The 16,802-nt window shown below is 67.9% G+C and carries 17 protein-coding genes; 9 read left to right on the forward strand and 8 right to left on the reverse strand.

Annotation, left to right across the window (positions count from 1 at the left end; translation table 11 throughout):
- Positions 1 to 137 precede the first annotated feature (137 nt).
- Both Acy02nite_RS11955 and Acy02nite_RS11960 read left to right on the forward strand, forming a co-directional pair.
- Positions 138 to 797, forward strand: a complete 660-nt coding sequence (locus Acy02nite_RS11955; RefSeq protein WP_203740024.1) for a response regulator — start codon at positions 138 to 140, stop codon at positions 795 to 797.
- A gap of 102 nt (positions 798 to 899) precedes the next feature.
- Positions 900 to 2,351, forward strand: coding sequence for a hypothetical protein (locus Acy02nite_RS11960; protein ID WP_203740025.1), 1,452 nt, complete (start codon positions 900 to 902; stop codon positions 2,349 to 2,351).
- Positions 2,352 to 2,443: 92 nt separating this feature from the next.
- Here Acy02nite_RS11960 and serA read toward each other — a convergent pair whose 3' ends face one another.
- Complete coding sequence (serA, locus tag Acy02nite_RS11965; protein ID WP_203740026.1) at positions 2,444 to 3,661, reverse strand: phosphoglycerate dehydrogenase; 1,218 nt, start codon at positions 3,659 to 3,661, stop codon at positions 2,444 to 2,446.
- A 435-nt stretch (positions 3,662 to 4,096) separates the two neighbouring features.
- Here serA and Acy02nite_RS11970 point away from each other — a divergent pair, with 435 nt between their 5' ends.
- Together Acy02nite_RS11970 and Acy02nite_RS11975 are read left to right on the forward strand one after the other, a co-directional pair.
- Entirely contained in the window at positions 4,097 to 4,387 is a 291-nt protein-coding gene (locus tag Acy02nite_RS11970; RefSeq protein ID WP_203740027.1) for a hypothetical protein, read from the forward strand.
- An 88-nt stretch (positions 4,388 to 4,475) separates the two neighbouring features.
- On the forward strand, positions 4,476 to 5,315 hold the full coding sequence (locus tag Acy02nite_RS11975; RefSeq protein WP_203740028.1) for a DMT family transporter: 840 nt from the start codon (positions 4,476 to 4,478) through the stop codon (positions 5,313 to 5,315).
- 81 nt (positions 5,316 to 5,396) lie between these two features.
- Here Acy02nite_RS11975 and Acy02nite_RS11980 read toward each other — a convergent pair whose 3' ends face one another.
- Positions 5,397 to 6,512: a sensor histidine kinase gene (locus Acy02nite_RS11980; RefSeq protein WP_203740029.1), complete on the reverse strand. Its 1,116-nt coding sequence runs from the start codon at positions 6,510 to 6,512 to the stop codon at positions 5,397 to 5,399.
- Positions 6,509 to 7,165 (reverse strand): response regulator transcription factor, encoded by a 657-nt coding sequence (locus Acy02nite_RS11985; protein ID WP_203740030.1) that lies wholly within the window; start codon positions 7,163 to 7,165, stop codon positions 6,509 to 6,511. Before Acy02nite_RS11985 ends, Acy02nite_RS11980 begins: the two co-directional genes overlap by 4 nt.
- A 125-nt stretch (positions 7,166 to 7,290) precedes the next feature.
- Here Acy02nite_RS11985 and Acy02nite_RS11990 point away from each other — a divergent pair, with 125 nt between their 5' ends.
- The 4 genes from Acy02nite_RS11990 to Acy02nite_RS12005 are packed head-to-tail and all read left to right on the forward strand — an operon-like array spanning position 7,291 to position 10,808.
- Positions 7,291 to 7,854: a hypothetical protein gene (locus Acy02nite_RS11990; protein WP_203740031.1), complete on the forward strand. Its 564-nt coding sequence runs from the start codon at positions 7,291 to 7,293 to the stop codon at positions 7,852 to 7,854.
- Positions 7,851 to 8,909 carry an efflux RND transporter periplasmic adaptor subunit gene (locus Acy02nite_RS11995; protein ID WP_203740032.1) on the forward strand — a complete coding sequence of 353 codons (1,059 nt, stop codon included), beginning with the start codon at positions 7,851 to 7,853 and terminating at the stop codon, positions 8,907 to 8,909. The genes Acy02nite_RS11990 and Acy02nite_RS11995 overlap by 4 nt, the downstream gene beginning before the upstream one ends.
- A complete protein-coding gene (locus Acy02nite_RS12000) occupies positions 8,906 to 9,613 on the forward strand; it encodes an ABC transporter ATP-binding protein (RefSeq protein ID WP_239174607.1) in 708 nt (235 codons plus the stop codon). Before Acy02nite_RS11995 ends, Acy02nite_RS12000 begins: the two co-directional genes overlap by 4 nt.
- 1 nt (position 9,614) lies before the next feature.
- A complete protein-coding gene (locus Acy02nite_RS12005) occupies positions 9,615 to 10,808 on the forward strand; it encodes an ABC transporter permease (protein WP_203740033.1) in 1,194 nt (397 codons plus the stop codon).
- Between the two features lie 107 nt (positions 10,809 to 10,915).
- Here the strand turns inward: Acy02nite_RS12005 and Acy02nite_RS12010 are convergent, their stop codons facing one another.
- The 5 genes from Acy02nite_RS12010 to Acy02nite_RS12030 all read right to left on the reverse strand — a co-directional run bounded on the left by Acy02nite_RS12010 (position 10,916) and on the right by Acy02nite_RS12030 (position 14,551).
- Positions 10,916 to 11,722 (reverse strand): hypothetical protein, encoded by an 807-nt coding sequence (locus tag Acy02nite_RS12010; RefSeq protein WP_203740034.1) that lies wholly within the window; start codon positions 11,720 to 11,722, stop codon positions 10,916 to 10,918.
- A 12-nt stretch (positions 11,723 to 11,734) separates the two neighbouring features.
- Positions 11,735 to 12,049 carry a type VII secretion target gene (locus Acy02nite_RS12015; RefSeq protein ID WP_203740035.1) on the reverse strand — a complete coding sequence of 105 codons (315 nt, stop codon included), beginning with the start codon at positions 12,047 to 12,049 and terminating at the stop codon, positions 11,735 to 11,737.
- Positions 12,046 to 12,774 carry a hypothetical protein gene (locus Acy02nite_RS12020; RefSeq protein WP_203740036.1) on the reverse strand — a complete coding sequence of 243 codons (729 nt, stop codon included), beginning with the start codon at positions 12,772 to 12,774 and terminating at the stop codon, positions 12,046 to 12,048. The genes Acy02nite_RS12015 and Acy02nite_RS12020 overlap by 4 nt, the downstream gene beginning before the upstream one ends.
- Positions 12,771 to 13,190 carry a hypothetical protein gene (locus Acy02nite_RS12025; RefSeq protein WP_203740037.1) on the reverse strand — a complete coding sequence of 140 codons (420 nt, stop codon included), beginning with the start codon at positions 13,188 to 13,190 and terminating at the stop codon, positions 12,771 to 12,773. The genes Acy02nite_RS12020 and Acy02nite_RS12025 overlap by 4 nt, the downstream gene beginning before the upstream one ends.
- A 524-nt stretch (positions 13,191 to 13,714) precedes the next feature.
- Positions 13,715 to 14,551: a DUF8453 domain-containing protein gene (locus tag Acy02nite_RS12030; RefSeq protein WP_203740038.1), complete on the reverse strand. Its 837-nt coding sequence runs from the start codon at positions 14,549 to 14,551 to the stop codon at positions 13,715 to 13,717.
- Between the two features lie 321 nt (positions 14,552 to 14,872).
- Here Acy02nite_RS12030 and Acy02nite_RS12035 point away from each other — a divergent pair, with 321 nt between their 5' ends.
- On the forward strand, positions 14,873 to 16,591 hold the full coding sequence (locus tag Acy02nite_RS12035; protein ID WP_203740039.1) for a hypothetical protein: 1,719 nt from the start codon (positions 14,873 to 14,875) through the stop codon (positions 16,589 to 16,591).
- Positions 16,592 to 16,802 lie beyond the last annotated feature (211 nt).

The following is a 16,802-nucleotide window of genomic DNA, read 5'->3' on the forward strand; positions in this document are numbered from 1 at the left end:
AGAACCACCGCTCGGGTGGCAACCTGGCGTCGCCGTGGCACAACGCTCGCCTATTGGTAGGGCGGCACGGTGGTGGGTAGTCCTTAGACTGCGCGGGGCCCGAGCGGGCTGACCGTTGGACAGAGGATGGTGTGCGCATGGGGAACGACGAGGCGATCCGGGTGCTCGTCGTCGACGGTCACCAGACCTTTGCCGAGCTGCTGGGGCACGCTCTGGCCGGGCAGCCGGACCTGCTGTGGGTGGGGCACGCGCGGACCGGTCAGGAGGCGTTGCACCTGGCGTCCGAGCTGTCGCCGAACGTGATTCTGCTCGATCCCGACCTGTCCGATGCGGACGGCCTCGCGATCGCTCAGCTCATCCTGGTGCGCCAGCCGGACATTCGTGTGGTGATCCTCACTGCCCGCGAGGACCCGGCCCAGATCGGCCGGGCCACCGCGATCGGCGCCGCCGGTTTCATCTCCAAGAAGGGCGCGCTCGCCGACGTGCTCAACGCCCTGCGGACCGCGCACAGCGGCGGCATGACCGTCTCCACCGACATCATGGCCCGCCTGCTGCGCAGCACCAGCCCGGCCACCGTGACCAAGGCGCCCAGCGGGCTGACCGCCCGTGAGGACGAGGTGTTGCAGCTGATGGCGGCCGGTCTGGACGCGCGTGCGGTGGCCCGCCGGCTGGGCATCAGCGTGCACACCTGCCGGGGCTACCAGAAGGCGGTCCTGGCGAAGCTCGGCGCGCACAGCCAGCTCGAGGCGGTGGCCATCGCCACCCGGCGCGGGCTGGTGCGTCCTGAGCTCCGGTGAATTCCAGGTTTCGTTCATGGATCACCTGATCCGCGCAGCGCTGCTATCCGTGTTCTCTTGCGGGCGCCACGTGACGGCGCTGCAGGGGAGAGGACATCGGCCGTGGACCGCATCGCCATCGACGGCGTGATGCCGGAGTCGGGAGCTCCGGCGCCGTCACCGTCACCTTCGTCATCCTCGTCGGCCGGGTCCTCCGCACTGCCGCAGCGCCGCAAGGACGGGCGGGACCGGATCTATCGGCAGCCGGCCGGGCAGCAGGGCAGCTCCGCGATCGGACCGGTCGAGCCGCCCGCGGGTGGCTGGTTCGGGGACGCCGAGGACGCGGGCGGTTCCGAGCCCGTGCCGCCGTCACCGGGCGCGCCGGCGACCTCCTCCTACGAGCCTTCGAGCGGGGCGCACTCCTACGAGCCGCCGGCCGCCGCGCCGGACTACGGGCCCGCGTCGCCTGGCGGGCCCGGGCGGGCGTCGTTCGGTTTCACCGCCGGCCCGATCAGCGGGAACCGGCCGCTGGGCGGGCGGGACGACGACGGCGCTTTCCCGGTGGCCGAGCCGGAGGCGGGCGGGCTCCCGGTCGTCCGGCGCCATCCCGGCGAGCCGCCGGCAGCCCCGCCGGTGGCAGCGGCCGCGGACCGGGCAGCGCCGCAGGCGCCTGCCACGCAGCCGTCCCCGGTGGACAGCGGCTTCCCCTCGTGGGAGGGCGCGACCTGGGCGGACACGCTCGACGTGCCGCGCGCGATGCCCGGTCAGGCGCCCGCCGCCGCTCCCGCCACCCGGCCCGCGCCGTTCGTTCCGCGCCGGCGATCGCGGCTGGTCACGGCCGGCATGAGCCTGCTCGGCACGATCGCCGTGCTGGTGATCGCGGTGACCGGGGTCGTCTACTACTCCGGGCCGGATTCGAAGATCACCGACGTGCTGAACCTCGGCGGCGGCAGCTCCACGACGACCACCTCACGGCTGGTCACCGCGCCGATCAACGGACGGACCAAGGCGGCGTTCGAGATGCTCGCGGCCAGCGACCGGATCCGGGTCTCGATCGCCGACATCGGCGACGACCTGTTCCGGATCAGCACGCCCGACGGCTCGCCGCTGCGACCCAGCCCGCAGCTCACCGACGATGCGGTACGCCTGCAGGTGAACCGCGACGGCGCCGGAACGGACGGCCAGGTCGAGGTGGTGCTCGCCGCGCGCGTGCGGTGGACGCTGCGCTTCTCCGGGTACGCCGCGGAGTGTGACGTCGACCTCGGCGAGGGCCGGGTGGACGGGATCGAACTGGTCGGCGGGACACGACGGGCCGTGATGGCGCTGTCCAAGGCGTCCCGGACCGTGCCCGTGAAGATCGTCGGCGGGGTGGAGGACCTGACCCTGCGCGCGCCGGCCGGGAACCCGATCCGGGTCAAGGTCGGTGGCGGGGCGACCACGGTGACCGCGGGAGCGCGGACCCTTCGTGATGTGGCGCCCGGGTCGACGCTGACGCCCAAGGACTGGAACACCACGGGACGGTACGACGTGGAGACCGCCTCGAAGATCGCGCTGCTCAGCGTGGAGGCGGGGTAGGGCGGGCGCGCGTGATCGCGTACCGGCGAATCGGTTGATCGTGATCGCAGGAAACGGGCCCTCCCGGTGGGGAAGGCCCGTTCCGGCGTGGATCAGGACAGGACGCGCAGGCGGACCGTCTGCTCCATGGCGCGCAGCTGCTCCAGCACCGAGTCGCTGTAGCCCTTGCCGATGTCGGTGATCAGATATCCATACTCCCCGCGGGTGCTCAGGAGCTGACCCTCGACGTTCACGTTGTGCTCGGCGAGGATGCGGTTGACCTGGGCCAGCACGCCCGGGGTGTTGACGTGCACGTGCACGATCCGGTGCAGGCCCGGCTGCTCGGGCAGGACCACGCCCGGCAGGTTCACGCTCAGCGTCGTGTTGCCGTCGATCAGGAACTTCGCCAGCTTGTTCGCCACGAAGCCGCCGATGTCCGACTGCGCCTCCTCGGTCGAACCGCCGATGTGCGGGGTGAGGATCACATTCGGCAGGCCGCGCAGCTCGGACAGGAACTCGTCGCCGCGACCCTTCGGCTCGGTCGGGAAGACGTCGACGGCGGCGCCGGCCAGGTGACCGCTGCGCAACGCGTCCCGCAGGGCCAGGTGGTCGACGACGATGCCGCGGGACAGGTTCAGGAACAGGCTGCCGGGACGCATCCGCGCGAACTGCTCGGCGCCGAAGAAACCGGCGTTGCCCGGGCGGCCGTCGACGTGCAGGGTGACGATGTCGCTGGTCTCCAGCAGCTCGTCCATGCTGGCGCAGCGGTGCGCGTTGCTCAGCGCCAGCTTGTCGGCGGTGTCGAAGAACGAGACCGACATGCCCAGGTTCTCCGCCAGGACCGACAGCTGGGTGCCGATGTTGCCGTAACCGACGATGCCGAGACGGCGGCCGCGGATCTCGTGCGCGCCGTCGGCCGACTTGTCCCAGACGCCGGCGTGCATCAGCGCGTTCTTCTCGGTGAGGCGGCGGGTCATCGCGATGATCTCGGCGATCGCCAGCTCCACCACCGAGCGGGTGTTGGAGAACGGGGCGTTGAAGACCGCGACACCCGACGCCGAGGCCGTGGCCAGGTCGATCTGGTCGGTGCCGATGCAGAACGCGCCGATCGCCACCAGGCTGTCGGCGGCCTCCAGCACCTTCGCGGTGACCTTCGTCTTCGAGCGGATGCCCAGCAGGTGGACGCCGGAGATGCGCTCGATCAGCTCGGCCTCGTCCAGCGCGCTGGACACGGACTCGACCGCGAAGCCGTCCTCCTCGAGCCGGGACACCGCATCCGGGTGGATGCTCTCCAAAAGCAGGACTCGCACCTTGGCCTGATCGATCATCATCTTCCGTTCCATGTTCCGTAGGCCGCCGGGGCCTAGATCGGGCCGCCCGGGCCGCCACACCGAAGCCCAGTTCACAGGGCGTCAAGGGTAGTCCCCTCGCCGGGTGCGGACCGGTGCGGTGTGGGTGGGGTCCCATCAGCCGGTCGGGTCGCCGGGGCCTTCGGCCGGTGCTCCGGGCGGGTCGGTCCTGGCTCGCGCTGCAGTACGGGTGGGTGGTGCGGGCGGTTCAGCGGGTCTTCTGACGGAGTTGCCCGTGGTCGTTGCCTTCTCACTCTCGTTCCTCGTGGATGGGCCCGCTCTTGTGCAACGCGCGACGGGGATCGTGGCAGCGCGGGCCGGCGGGCGGAAACGGATTTTCCCGGTGGCTGGGCGCGGCTTCTGCCGGCTCGCGGGCCGGTCCGGGGAAGTGTCGTACCCCGGCGGGAGGATTCCGCCATGACTTCATCGCGTATCGAGATGGTCCGTCCGGCCGGCACCGCGGCGCGCGGCGCCGCGCCCGGTTCTCCCGGCACGGCGCCCTCCTCCTCCGGCGCTGCGCCCTCCAGCGCAGTGCCGGGGGAACGGGAGGCCTGGATGGCGGAGCTGCGGCAGCGGGCCGCGCGGTCCCGGCAACGGCGGGCCGACGCGGCCGCGGCCCGGCAGGAGACGGCGCGGCGCCGGGCTCACGGCCTGGTCGAGCGGCACGCGGCACGGCTGATGCGGGCCCGGGCGCGCCCGCCGGAATAGTTCGTGCCACTTTCGGGTGATCCCGCGCCGTTCGCTCGGTATTTTAGGGCGTGTCCCGCCGATGACCGCGCGGGCGAGGTAGGGGCCGATGGGATCACTGGGGTGGGCCGCCGGGTTGTCCGTGCTGTCCGCGGCCGCCTACGCGGCGGCGGCCGTGGCGCAGGAGCGTCTCGCCGGGCACGGCCATCGTGGGTGGTCGCGCTGGGCCGTGGCGTTGCTGCTCACCGGTGCCGGGGTCACGCTGCACGTGGTCGCGCTGAAGTTCGGGACCGTCGCCGTGGTGCAGGCGCTCGGCACCCTGACGCTGCTGTTCGCGCTGCCCATCCACGTCGTGCGATATCGCAGCCGGGTCACCGCGGCGGCCTGGCGGGACGCTTCGCTGACCGTGGCCGGGCTGGTGCTGATCCTGTCGCTGTCGGTGGACTCCGGCGATCCGGCGCTGCTGACCGAGCGGTTCGTCCGGGCCCTGTCGTCGATCACCGCCGCGGTGGTGGCCCTGTGCGCGGCCGGCGCGTGGCGGTCCGGCCCGCGGATGCGCGCGGTGCTGCTGGCCGGGGCGTCCGGGGTGGCGTTCGGGATCGCGTCGGTGTTGTCCAAAGCGGTGCTGGCGTCCTTGACCAGCGGCGGCGCGGCGCGGGTGTCGGCGACCGCCGCGGTGCTGGTGATGGTGTTCGCGGCCGGCGGTTACCTGCTGGGCCAGCTCTCCTACCGGGGCGCGGGGCTGGCGGCGCCGCTGGCCACCGTCAGCGTCGTGAACCCGCTGGTGGCCGCCCTGGCCGGGGTTGCCGTCCTCGGTGAGGGCGTCCGCTTCGGGACGGTCGGCCTGGTGGCCGCGGCGCTGGCCGCGCTGGTCATGACGGCCGGGGTGATCGGGCTGGCGCGGCGCAGCGCCGGGCCGGTCGACGAGACGGTCCCCGCCGCGACCTGACCGGCGTCCGCTTCCGTGCCCGGCGGCCGCTCGCGACACCGGCGGCCCTTGGCGACGAGCGCCGCCGCGGTGGCGACGACGTCACGGGGCGCGGGGCAGCAGCACCGCGACGTCGAGGCCGCCCTCCTCGCGGGCGTCGGCGCGGACCTCGCCACCGTGGGCGCGGGCGACCGCCCGGACGATGGAGAGGCCCAGGCCGGCGCCCGGAGACACCAGCCGCTCGCTGCGGTACCGGTGGAACGGCTCGAAGAGGCCCGGGACCTCGTACCGCGGAATGACCGGCCCGGAGTTGGCGACGCGCAACTCGACCCAGCCGTCCGGCCTGGTCAGTGTGGTCACCCTGACCCAGCCGTTCACCGGGACGTTGTGCCGCACGCCGTTCTCCACCAGGTTCTGCACCAGACGTTCGAGCAGGACCGGGTCGCCGAGGACGGCCGCCTCGAACGGCTCGGCGACGACCTTGACGGTGTCCGACACCGCCACGTGGTCCACGATGTCGGCCAGGTCCACGTACGACCTCTCCGTCACCTCCCGCTCCGACCGGGCCAGCAGGAGCAGCCCGTCGATGAGCCGGCTGTGCCGATCGTTGATCGCCAGCAGGGTGCTGCCCAGCTGCCGGACCTCCGGGGAAGCCGTCTCCGGGGTCAGCGCGACCTCGAGCAGCGTCCGGTTCAAGGTCAGCGGCGTGCGCAGCTCGTGCGAGGCGTTGGCGATGAACCGGCGCTGCCCGTCGAACGACTGGTCCAGCCGCGCCAGCATCACGTCGAACGTGTCGGCCAGCTGCTTCACCTCGTCGTCCGGTCCCGTCATGCTGATCCGCTCGTGCAGGCCACGATCGGCCGGGGACTCGGCGATCCGCCGCGCCGTCGCGGTGATCTCGTGCAGCGGCTGGAGCAGGCGCCCGGCGACCAGCCAGCCCAGCGCGATCGTCGCCACGCTCACCACGACCAGGGCGATCATGCCCTGGGTGAGCAGGGCGTGCATGGTGTCGGCCCGGGTGTCCTTGATGATCATGTTGACGGCGGGCTGCCCGTCCGGGCCGATCACCGCCTCGGTCGCGCGCTGCATGCTCCCGGCGGTCACCTGGTCCCGCCCGACCAGCAGGTAGATGGCGCCGAACAGCACCAGCCCGGCCAGGACGAACATGCCGCCGTAGACCAGGGTCAGACGGCCCCGCACGGTCAGATCGAGATTCATCGGATCCGATACCCCACTCCCGGCTCGGTCAGCACCACCGGCGGATCGCCGAGCTTGCGGCGCAGCTTCAGGATGGTCATCCGCACGGCATGGGTGAACGGGTCGGCGTTCTCGTCCCACGCCTTCTCCAGCAGCGTCTCGGCCGAGACCGCGGTGCCGTCGGCCCGCAGCAACTCGGCGAGCACGGCGAACTCCTTGCGGGACAGCGGCACGTAACGCCCGTCGCGGTGCACCTCACGCCGGTACGGATCGAGGCTGATCCCGGCCCGGCGCAGCACCGGCGGCGCGGCCGGCCGGGCCCGCCGCCCGAGCGCCGCGACCCGCGCCGACAACTCCCGGAACGCGAACGGCTTCGGCAGGTAGTCGTCGGCGCCGAGAGCGAGCCCGGCGACCCGGTCGTCGACGCCGGACGCCGCGGTCAGCATCAGCACCCGGACATCCGCGTTGCGCTCGGCCAGCACCTGGCACACCTTGTCGCCGTGCACGACCGGCACGTCCCGGTCCAGCACGACCACGTCGTAGTCGTTGACCTCGATGCGTTCCAGTGCGGAGCCGCCGTCGTAGACGACATCGACAGCGTGCGCCTCGTGCCGCAGGCCCTGCGCCACCGCGTCGGCCAGCAACGGTTCGTCCTCGACCACCAGGATCCGCATGACTCCCATAGTCGCAAGATCGGGTGTCAACTCGGTGTCACCGTTTTCCTTGACGCCCGGGAAACCAGCGCCTCGCTCTACTTCGATGCGTGGCAGCCGCACGGCTGCCGGCGAAGGAGACGACGATGAGGACCAGAGCGATTCTCGCGGCGGGCCTGATGCTCGCCGCGAGCATGGCGGGCTGCGGCAAACCGGCCCCGAACGACTCGTCGGTAGCCACCGCCCGGAGCGGGCCGGCGTCGGCGAACCCGTCCGCGTCGGCCGCCGGCACGATCGACCCGGACGCCCCGCTCAAGTTCTCCCGGTGCATGCGGGAGCAGGGCATGACGTGGTTCCCGGACCCGAGCGACGGGAAGCTGAGCATCAGGGTCCCGGACAGCGTCAAGAAGGAAGACTTCGACAAGGCGCAGCAGGCCTGCCGGAAGTGGGCGCCGGACGGCGAGAACGCCCCGCCGCCCAGCGCCGAGGACATCGAGAAGACCCGGCAGATGGCCAAGTGCATGCGGGAGAACGGGGTGCCCAACTTCCCCGACCCGGGCCCCAAGGGCGAGATCGGGATCGACTCGAAGAGCGGCATCGACCCGGACTCCCCGACGTTCCAGGCCGCCGAGAAGAAGTGCGACAGCAACCGGCCCAAGGGCCCCCGGGACGTCACCAGCGAGGGCGGGACCAAGGGCGGCGGAGCATGAGCCGCAAGTGGACGACCGCCGCGGTGGCCGGGGTGCTGGTGGCCGGCGGCGTGACCGCGTACCTGCTGATCGGGGGTCTGCCGGAGGCCGAGAAGCCGGCACAGGCCGGCGCGGGCAACCTGCCGGCCGCGACCGCCGACGTGACCAGGACGACGCTGGTCGACAAGGAGAGCCACGACGGGACGCTCGGATACGGCGACACGGGCACGCTCGCCACCCGGCTCAGCGGGACCGTCACCTGGATGCCGGCGACCGGCGCCACCATCAAGCGCGGCAAGCCGCTGTACAAGGTGGACAGCGAACCGGTGATCCTGATGTACGGCACCCTGCCCGCCTACCGCGCACTGAGCTCCGGGTCCAAGGGCACCGACGTCAACCAGCTCGAGAAGAACCTGTGGGCGCTGGGCTACCGGGGTTTCACCGTCGACAGCACGTTCACCTCGGCCACCGCCGACGCGGTGCAGGAGTGGCAGGAGGACCTCGGCCTCGACGAGACCGGCACGGTCGACCTGGGCCGGGTCGTCTTCGAACCCGGCGCGGTCCGGATCGACTCCCGGACGGTCGAGCCCGGCGCGACCGCCCAGCCCGGCACCGAGATGCTGCAGACCAGCGACATCGGCCGGGTCGCCACCGTCACGCTCGACGTCGCCGATCAGCGGCTGGCCAGAAAGGGCGCGAAGGTCGACGTCACCCTCCCGGACGGCTCGACCGTCCCGGCGAAGATCTCCGGCGTCGAGACCACCGTCGAGGAGTCCGACGACCCGAACGGCGAGGACGAGACGAAGATCAGCGTGACGATCGGGTTCACCCGGGCACCCGCCGGGCTGGACGAGGCCGCGGTCACCGTCCTGTTCGTCGCCTCGCAGCGGGAGAACGTGCTGACCGTCCCGGTCAACGCGCTGCTCGCCCTCAGCGAGGGCGGTTACGGCCTGCAGGTCGTCGACGGCGCCACCACCGAGGTCGTGGCGGTCGAGACCGGCCTGTTCGCCGACGGGCGCGTCGAGGTCTCCGGCGGGGACCTCGCCGAGGGTACGAAGGTGGGTGTCCCGGCATGAGCTCGGTCGTCGAGCTGAGCGAGCCGATGCCGGCCGCGCCCGCCACCGGCCCGGTCATCGAGCTGAGCCGGGTGACCAAGAGCTACCCCGGCGGGGTCACCGCGCTGCGCGACGTGGACCTGACCGTGCGATCCGGTGAACTGATCGCGATCGTCGGGCCGTCCGGCTCCGGCAAGTCCACCATGCTGCACATGATCGGGACGCTGGACCGGCCGACCACGGGCGACGTCCGGATCGACGGGCACGACGTGGCGGCCCTGTCCGACCGGCAGCTCTCCGCGCTACGCGCCCGCTCGATCGGGTTCGTCTTCCAGCAGTTCCACCTGGCGCCCGGCCGCTCGGCGGTCGCGAACGTCGCGGACGGGCTGCTCTACTCCGGCGTACCGCGAAAGGCTCGGGAAAAGCTCGCACGGGACGCGTTGATCCGGGTCGGGCTCGGGGATCGCCTCGGACATCGCCCGCACCAGCTCTCCGGAGGGGAACGGCAACGCGTCGCGGTGGCCCGGGCCGTCGCCGGCAACCCGGCCGTGCTGCTCGCCGACGAACCCACCGGCAACCTCGACTCGGTCGCCGGCGCCGGAGTCGTCACCCTGCTGCGGGAACTGAACGCGGCCGGCACCACCGTGCTGGTGATCACCCACGATCACGAGATCGCCGATTCGCTGCCACGCCAGGTGCCGATGCGGGACGGGCGGGTGGTCTGACATGCCCCGCACCCGCACCCTGCGGCCGGCCCGGCTCAGCGCCACCGACCTGTTCCGGCTCGGCGGCTCCGGCCTGCGCGCCCGGCCGCTGCGCGCGGTGCTCTCCGCGCTGGGCATCGCGATCGGCATCGCCGCCATGGTCTCCGTGGTCGGCATCGGCACCTCCAGCCGGGCCGCCCTCGACCGCGCACTCGCCCAGCTCGGCACGAACATGCTGACCGTCGCGCCCGGCAACACCATGTTCGGCGAGGACGCGACCCTGCCCGACGACGCGCTCCCGATGATCGAACGGATCGGGCCGGTCACCGGCGCGACAGCGGTCGGCACGGTCGCCGGCACCCCGGTCTACCGCTCCGACCGGATCCCGGCCGGCGAAACCGGCGGACTGTCCCTGCAAGCCGCCCAGCTCGACCTGCTCACCACGGTCGGCGCGACGATCAACCACGGCACCTGGCTGAACGCGGCCACGGCGAACTACCCCGCGGTCGTCCTCGGCTCGGCAGCCGCCCGGCGACTCGGCGACGTGCCGTCGGTCTACATCGGCGGCCGCTGGTACCGGGTGATCGGCGTGCTCGACGCGGTGCCGCTCGCCCCCGAACTCGACGGCGCCGTGCTGATCGGCTGGGAGGCGGCGAAGCAGTACCTGAGCTTCGACGGGCACGCCACCACGATCTACACGCGCTCGGTCGAATCGCAGGTCGAGAACGTCCGGGCCGTCCTCGCGGCCACCGCCAACCCGGAAAGCCCCGACGAGGTGAACGTCTCCAAGCCGTCCGAGGCGCTCACCCCGAAACGGGCGGCGAACTCCACGTACAACGCGCTGCTCCTCGGCCTCGGCGCGGTCGCGCTGCTGGTCGGCGGCATCGGCGTGGCCAACACCATGGTCATCTCCGTGCTGGAACGCCGAGCTGAGATCGGGCTGCGGCGCTCGCTCGGCGCCACCCGCGGCAACATCCGCGTCCAGTTCGTCTCCGAGTCGCTGCTGCTCTCCGCACTCGGCGGGGCCGGCGGGGTGCTCGGCGGATTCTTGGTCACCGGGCTCTACGCGATCTCGCGGGACTGGCCGACAGTCGTCCCGGACTGGGTCATCGGCGGCGGCCTCGCCGCGACCGTGGCGATCGGCGTGATCGCCGGCCTTTACCCGGCTATCCGCGCGGCCCGTCTCGCCCCGACCGAAGCCCTCGCCGCGGCCTGAGACGTCGTTCCTCCTGACCTGCGACCCCAGGTCAGGAGTGCACGGCGCGCGTGGCGTGATCTGCTCGGAGGGCGTTCAGGTAGCTCTGTGCGGCATGGAAAGCCTGGCTAGTCCTTCTTCAGGCTCCAGTCGGCGTCGACCTTACCGTTGGCGTCGAAAACGGTCGCGTCGTTGTACTGAGCGCTGTTCGGCTTCGGCCACACGCCGTTCGGAAAGCTGGTGGGATCAACGGTGTCACCGTGCATGGTGATCATGGCTGCGGCTTGAGTGCCCAAGAACCCAGCCAGCGTGGCGGAAGCAGCCCAGAGAGCCGTCGTGCTGAAGCCTGCTTCTTGGAGCACAAGCCCAGCACCCACCCACGAGAAGACCACCGAGCCGAGGGCCGCGACAGCGGCCACGGTCGTCGCGATCAGCTTGGCCAGCACGGCAGCGACTGCGATGTAGAAGGCAAGCCCAGCTCCAGCGCATGTGGCGAGCATGCCAGCAGTGCTACCCGCGATCGAGCCCACACGGGCAGCCGCGCCGGCTTGCGCGCCGGCGGCCGCAAGATAGTTGTCGCGAGCCTTCCCGCGCCAGTCGGAGTCATCGATGACCAGGTTCTGCGTCGAGAGGTCCGTCGACACGGCGTTAGCCGTTCCACGGAGATCCATCCAGTGGTAGGCGTCCACGAACATCCAAATCGGGGCAGTCGCGCCTTTCAGCACGTCGAGAATCCAGTTCAGGATCCCGGTGCCGATCTCGACTGTCTTGTCCGCGATGTAGTTGATCGCCTCAGCGGAGACCGGGTCGATCCACCAGTGGGACGTGGCATTCTTCGCGGCCGGTTTCACCTCCGCGAGTTTCGCCTCCAGCGTCTTCGTGCCGGCCTCGATCTCCGCGATGACCGCTTCGTACTGCGCCCGGCTGAATTCCACGACCTCTCCTTGTCAGTAAATGCCGCTGATCCGATGCGCGCCCGCTTGGTCTTCAGCCTCGTAGGTGTTCGCAGCGTTGCGCAGGGTGCTGGCGATTTCCTTCATGGAAGCCGCGCCTTCGGCGCAGCGGGCAGACACGGCCGAGATGATGTCGTTGTACGGCGTCACGAGCATCTGGAACAGCCCAGCCTCCAAGCGACCGAACTGCATCCCGGCAGCGTCGCCGCTGAGGGTGCTCAGCCGACCGGCCTGCTCTTCCCACTTGCCCGCCTCTGTGCGGAGCGCGTTGGTCGCGACCGAGACCTCTTCCGGGGTGGGCAGGGTCATCGAATGTCGCCTCGTGTCCGGTGCTGCCCGGCAAGGGACGCAAGGGTGGCCAGCCCGTCGCCGAGGTGCGCGTCCAATCCTTGAAGTTGATCCGTCTTCGCTTCCAACTGGCTCTTCGCCCGCTCGAGCGCGCGGGAGAGAGCGGCGCTGATCACCGTTCCGTCGCAGCGAGAGGCCCATCGTGGCTCGATCTCGCAGCTGGACATCGCACCCGCGCCGAGCCGCACGATGACGTGGCGCCCGTCGTCCGTTCCCTCGACCGCGCGCGGTACTTCCGTCGTCAGGCGCTGTGCGTCCTGGAGGTCCTTCAAGACCCGCTCGCCGTACTCGAAATCGTGGTGCGCCCGACCATCCGTACCAAGCTGGGGAGGTGTCTCATACAACTCCGCGGAACCATGAAGATGTTCAGCGTCGACGTCTCGCTGCCGCCCCCACCAGCGGCTGTCGTCAAGACGCCGAGTCCACACCCTCAATGCCTGCCGCAAGGCATCGTTGTGTGACTCGATGACCGCCGCGCCGAGTTGTTCCGCGTCCAGGCGCTGCTGCCAGCCGTTGCGAACGCGTACCTCGGCCGGCAGCCCGTCCCGGCCGAGAACGACTATCACCCAGCCGGTCGCGTCGGTTCCTTCGGACCGCTGTGGAGTCTCTTCAGATAGTTCCTTCGCCAGCTTTGCAACACTCTCGGCGTACTCGTGCAAACGCTTGATGGATTCCGGCTGCATCACCGATCAGCTCTCTCGACTGATGAAGCTGCTCGAAGGACCGCCCGAGTGAGTACGCAGATCGAGATCGTGGCGTGGAGCAGCAAGATGCCGAAGGCGACGAACATCGGGCCGCTGAAGAAGAAGTAGAAGGTCATCAGACCGATGAGAACCGCGACAACAGCCAGAAGGACAGCCGTCACACCCCGAAGGGCAGCTGATGCGCCACGCCAGGCCAGGGTCGCACCGAACGCCGATAGCACAGCAGCGAGCACGGCGACGGCGACGGTTCCCGCTCGGCCGTACGGTGAGGCATCAGCGACTTCCGGGAGTCCCGATGCGGCGAACGCCAACGTGAGCGGCTCGATTACCGCAGGTACGGCCCACAGCAGGAGGGCGAAGCCGCCCATCGGCTGCGCCTCGGCCGGACGTCTTGCCACGCTCCCACCCCCGGTCAGAAAGAGACAGAGTGTCTGATCTCAGCCACCCCATGGAACCCGTGTCATGAAACTGGACCGCGCCTGCGGAGTTGGTCAGCGTCGATGCCATGCCGACCGTAAGAGCAGGCCGCACCGGTATACACCGGCTGAGTCAGGAGGGTTCAGCTGTGGGCATTCAGCCAGGGCCGTCAGAGCCGTCGATCTTCGTGAAGAAGTCGCCGCTGTCACAAGATCTGGTACCGGCGGACGGGGCTTCGGCTGTGGGCCGGCCGTGCGGGTTACTTCAGGTCAAGAGGAGTGGCGCGCCCGGCAGGATTCGAACCTGCGACCGACGGAGTAGGAGACCTGCTGGGTGCGCCTGATCATCGGGAATCACCGATCATCATCCTGAACAGGCAAAAGGCGGCCACAGCCGAGCGGCGTAGTCAGCCGGGATCATGTCGGCTCATTGGCGCTGATGCCGATCGTGGGTAACTAACCGGGTAACGCAGAGGTCGGATGGAACTTGGTTCGTGCCCACAGAGTCAAGGCGCTGCCTCGTCGCTCGCTGCGTTCGATGGGCGTAGGACCTCGCCGGCCGGCAGCCAAGTCGTGAAGTCGTCCGTCATTCGCGTCGACTGAACGATCTTGCACTCGAACGACGTTCGCGCAGCGTCGTGCTCCTGATGGATGGCCTTGCCAATCGAGTTGAGCGATGATACGGCCTTTTTCATCTGCTCAACCACCGAATGGAGCGTCGTCGGGGCAGCCCAGCCGCCTTGGTACGGCGTGAGGTCTATATCGTAATGGGCGGTTTCTACTGGACCGAAGGGGCCTTCGCAGTCAACCTCGAAGCGGCACCGCAGCGGTGACTTGCCCTTGAACGGTTGGAAGCCAACGTCATAGAAGAACTGGCGCGTCTGCCCTGGCGGCATCACCGAGATCGGCTCGGTGAACACTGTCAACTCGTGGAGTTTCAGCCCGTCAGATCGCACCATCTGGTCCAGCGCTTTGATGCGGACGTTCCTCGCAATGGATGCCCCAATGTTCGATATGATCAAAACGAACACGCCAGGGTCGTTCAGGCCGGGTGCGATGTCGACGAGAACGTTGGGCTGAAGCGACTCCCGCCTAGCCTGTTGAGCTGCCGCTTCGACGGCCTCCGCCTGGCTGACTTGCCGGAGCATCACGTCTACCTGTTGTTTGCTGAGCGCGACCTGCTCTCTTGCGCGTTCAGCCTGGTCTTTGGCGCTTCTGGCCTGCCTCCGGGCTGCGGAAGCAGACTGCGCCGAGTAGACGATGCCGGCCAATGCCAACGCGGCTACGACGACGGTTGTTCTTTCAGCGTTGAACCAGCCGATTAGGTCGGCAAGTGCATCCATGGCGTGACACTGTAGACGGCCAGCACAACCCGTCGTAGGCGTTGCAGGAAACTATGCCCTGTAGCTATCCCCTATCTGAGGCGCCTATCGGCCCTGGGTGAGTCAGCGCCTAGGTCAATTTCGCGGTTGTTCATGAGCTTTCAAGGTCAGCAAGCGACGTTCGTGCGATATGAGGTCTTTTTATTTCGGCGCGACCATCTGTACTTGATCGGTTGGAAGTTCTCGCGCGCCCGGTTGTGTCAGAGTAAGGTGGCTAATAGCGCGAACATTCGCTTGCACTAGCGCCAGTGCCGTGGATTGCGGATCATGGAGGATGGTCGGATGAGCACCGTATCATGGGCTACATTGGATCCCAATGTAACTGAGACTCTGTTGTCAATCATGCGGTGCAGGGAGAACCCTCACGCCGTGCGCGTTAGGACTTCGCAAGGTGATGGTGGGATCGACGTCATCTATATCGATTCTGATGGCTGGCATGTCGATCAGATAAAATATTTTCCGACAAAGTTAGATGATAGCCGGAAGCAGCAGATCCGGGACTCATTCAAACGCCTTCGCAACTTTGCGCAAGGGAAGAGTGCGGTTATTGCGGAGTGGAACCTATGGGTCCCGCTAGATCCCAATAATGATGAGCGAGAGTGGTTTCAGAAAATCACTAAGGACGCTGGGTATCCTTGCGAGTGGCGAGGATTGAGTCACTGTGAGGGGTTGGTTGCAAAGTATCCAGAAGTTGTCGATTATTATCTTCAGGACGGAGCGGATCGCTTGGCAGAAACGATGCGGCAGCTAATCGGGCTCTTGGGAATAGAGAACCAGGCAAGCAAACCGGCTGATCTTCTAAAGCCAGCGGATGTTGAGAGTAATCTATCTAAGCTTCATGCGGCCCTAAATTCCCGCGATCCGCACTACCGTTACGATTTTTCCGTCGACGCATCAAATCCGGCGACGCCAGGTGCTGAGCCGTTCCTGGTCGCTGCCGTAATACGCCAGCAGGCGGAGGGTTCTTGGGTTACGTTTAAAATATTCGCGCGAATGGTTGAATCTCTCAAAGAGCGTGAGATCCCAATTAAGATCAACGTTCAAGCTGCGTCGGGAGGTGAGGCCGAAAAGCTTCTTGAAGACTTCAATGTGTACGGGATGCCGTTTTCTATAACTGCAAGCGAAGAAGTTGCTGTTAGCGGTTCGATTGACCTTCCCGGAGGTCTGGGTGCCTCTTTCTCGTCTGGAACTTTGTACGTTGGCCCTGTTGAGGGCGGTAAATCCTACGACCTTCGTATGCAGATCTTGGATGACAACGATGCACTGATTGACTCGGTCGTATTTGGGATGGAGCCGGTGGCCTTCGGTCTGTCTCGGGAGGGAGCTTTCGCCCATGGAGTCGAGCAAGGCGGAGCTCTTGGTATCGAGATCCGCACCGACTTGGCAAGCCGTAAGGTCACCGTTACCCTACGAATCAAGGACCTGAGCGGTTTGAGGCCGATCGAAGTTCTCGCGGGTCTACGGGTGGCGGATTCATTCCATTCTCCAAACAAGATGCGTTTCGCCGAGCGATACGGCCCTGCGAAGCATGCTTCCGTAGAAATCCCTGGCGGCGCTCTGTTCGACCTCAAGCAGGTGATAGTTTTGATTGAGGCACTGATTGCGATCCAGGATTACACGGACGAGCAAATTGTTGTGCCGGATTTCAGCCACATGCACCGCAAAGAGGCCATACAAATACTTAACGCGGCTACATTGCTGCGCGCCGGATCGTATGGGATCACCTGGACTTCCTTCACTGAAGAGCTCCGGGCAGGGACTATAGACCCTGCAGCCGACCTTAGTGTCGCTTCGCCTCTGGTTATCGTCAAACCGCTTGTTGTTAGAGTGGGTGAACTGGATATTCCTCTGGGGTTTGCACGAACTACATTCAACGCAGCGCGAATCGAGTCGGCTCAGCCTAAAGAGGGCGGCGGCCTTATTGTTGTCTTCGCTCCTGGCGACGATAACAGCGGTGTAGTCGAATTCCTTGAATCTCTTCCAGAGGATGGGCAAGATTAATCGATATGTTGTTCAGTCGCGGCCGTCATTCCATTTGCATGGGATGGCTGGGCAGGCAAGCTCGGTGATTCTGGCGGCCGTCAGGTGTTACATCGAGGGAGTGGGGGTGTAACCCCTTGGGGCAAAATGTGGGTACCGCCGCGTGATAGCACCTTAAAACTTGCCACGGTTTCGGAGTCGTTGCGCAAATTTGACCGAGGCTCTAAAAGCT

The organism is Actinoplanes cyaneus (assembly GCF_016862095.1).
GTDB classification, from domain to species: Bacteria; Actinomycetota; Actinomycetes; order Mycobacteriales; family Micromonosporaceae; genus Actinoplanes; species Actinoplanes cyaneus.

Coding starts and splice junctions, on each gene's coding strand:
- Acy02nite_RS11955 (WP_203740024.1), top strand. CDS start 138: ATGGGGAACGACGAGGCGATCCGGGTGCTCGTCGTCGACGGTCACCAG.
- serA (WP_203740026.1), bottom strand. CDS start 3,661: ATGATGATCGATCAGGCCAAGGTGCGAGTCCTGCTTTTGGAGAGCATC.
- Acy02nite_RS11970 (WP_203740027.1), top strand. CDS start 4,097: ATGACTTCATCGCGTATCGAGATGGTCCGTCCGGCCGGCACCGCGGCG.
- Acy02nite_RS11975 (WP_203740028.1), top strand. CDS start 4,476: ATGGGATCACTGGGGTGGGCCGCCGGGTTGTCCGTGCTGTCCGCGGCC.
- Acy02nite_RS11980 (WP_203740029.1), bottom strand. CDS start 6,512: ATGAATCTCGATCTGACCGTGCGGGGCCGTCTGACCCTGGTCTACGGC.
- Acy02nite_RS11985 (WP_203740030.1), bottom strand. CDS start 7,165: ATGCGGATCCTGGTGGTCGAGGACGAACCGTTGCTGGCCGACGCGGTG.
- Acy02nite_RS11990 (WP_203740031.1), top strand. CDS start 7,291: ATGAGGACCAGAGCGATTCTCGCGGCGGGCCTGATGCTCGCCGCGAGC.
- Acy02nite_RS11995 (WP_203740032.1), top strand. CDS start 7,851: ATGAGCCGCAAGTGGACGACCGCCGCGGTGGCCGGGGTGCTGGTGGCC.
- Acy02nite_RS12000 (WP_239174607.1), top strand. CDS start 8,906: ATGAGCTCGGTCGTCGAGCTGAGCGAGCCGATGCCGGCCGCGCCCGCC.
- Acy02nite_RS12005 (WP_203740033.1), top strand. CDS start 9,615: ATGCCCCGCACCCGCACCCTGCGGCCGGCCCGGCTCAGCGCCACCGAC.
- Acy02nite_RS12015 (WP_203740035.1), bottom strand. CDS start 12,049: ATGACCCTGCCCACCCCGGAAGAGGTCTCGGTCGCGACCAACGCGCTC.
- Acy02nite_RS12030 (WP_203740038.1), bottom strand. CDS start 14,551: ATGGATGCACTTGCCGACCTAATCGGCTGGTTCAACGCTGAAAGAACA.
- Acy02nite_RS12035 (WP_203740039.1), top strand. CDS start 14,873: ATGAGCACCGTATCATGGGCTACATTGGATCCCAATGTAACTGAGACT.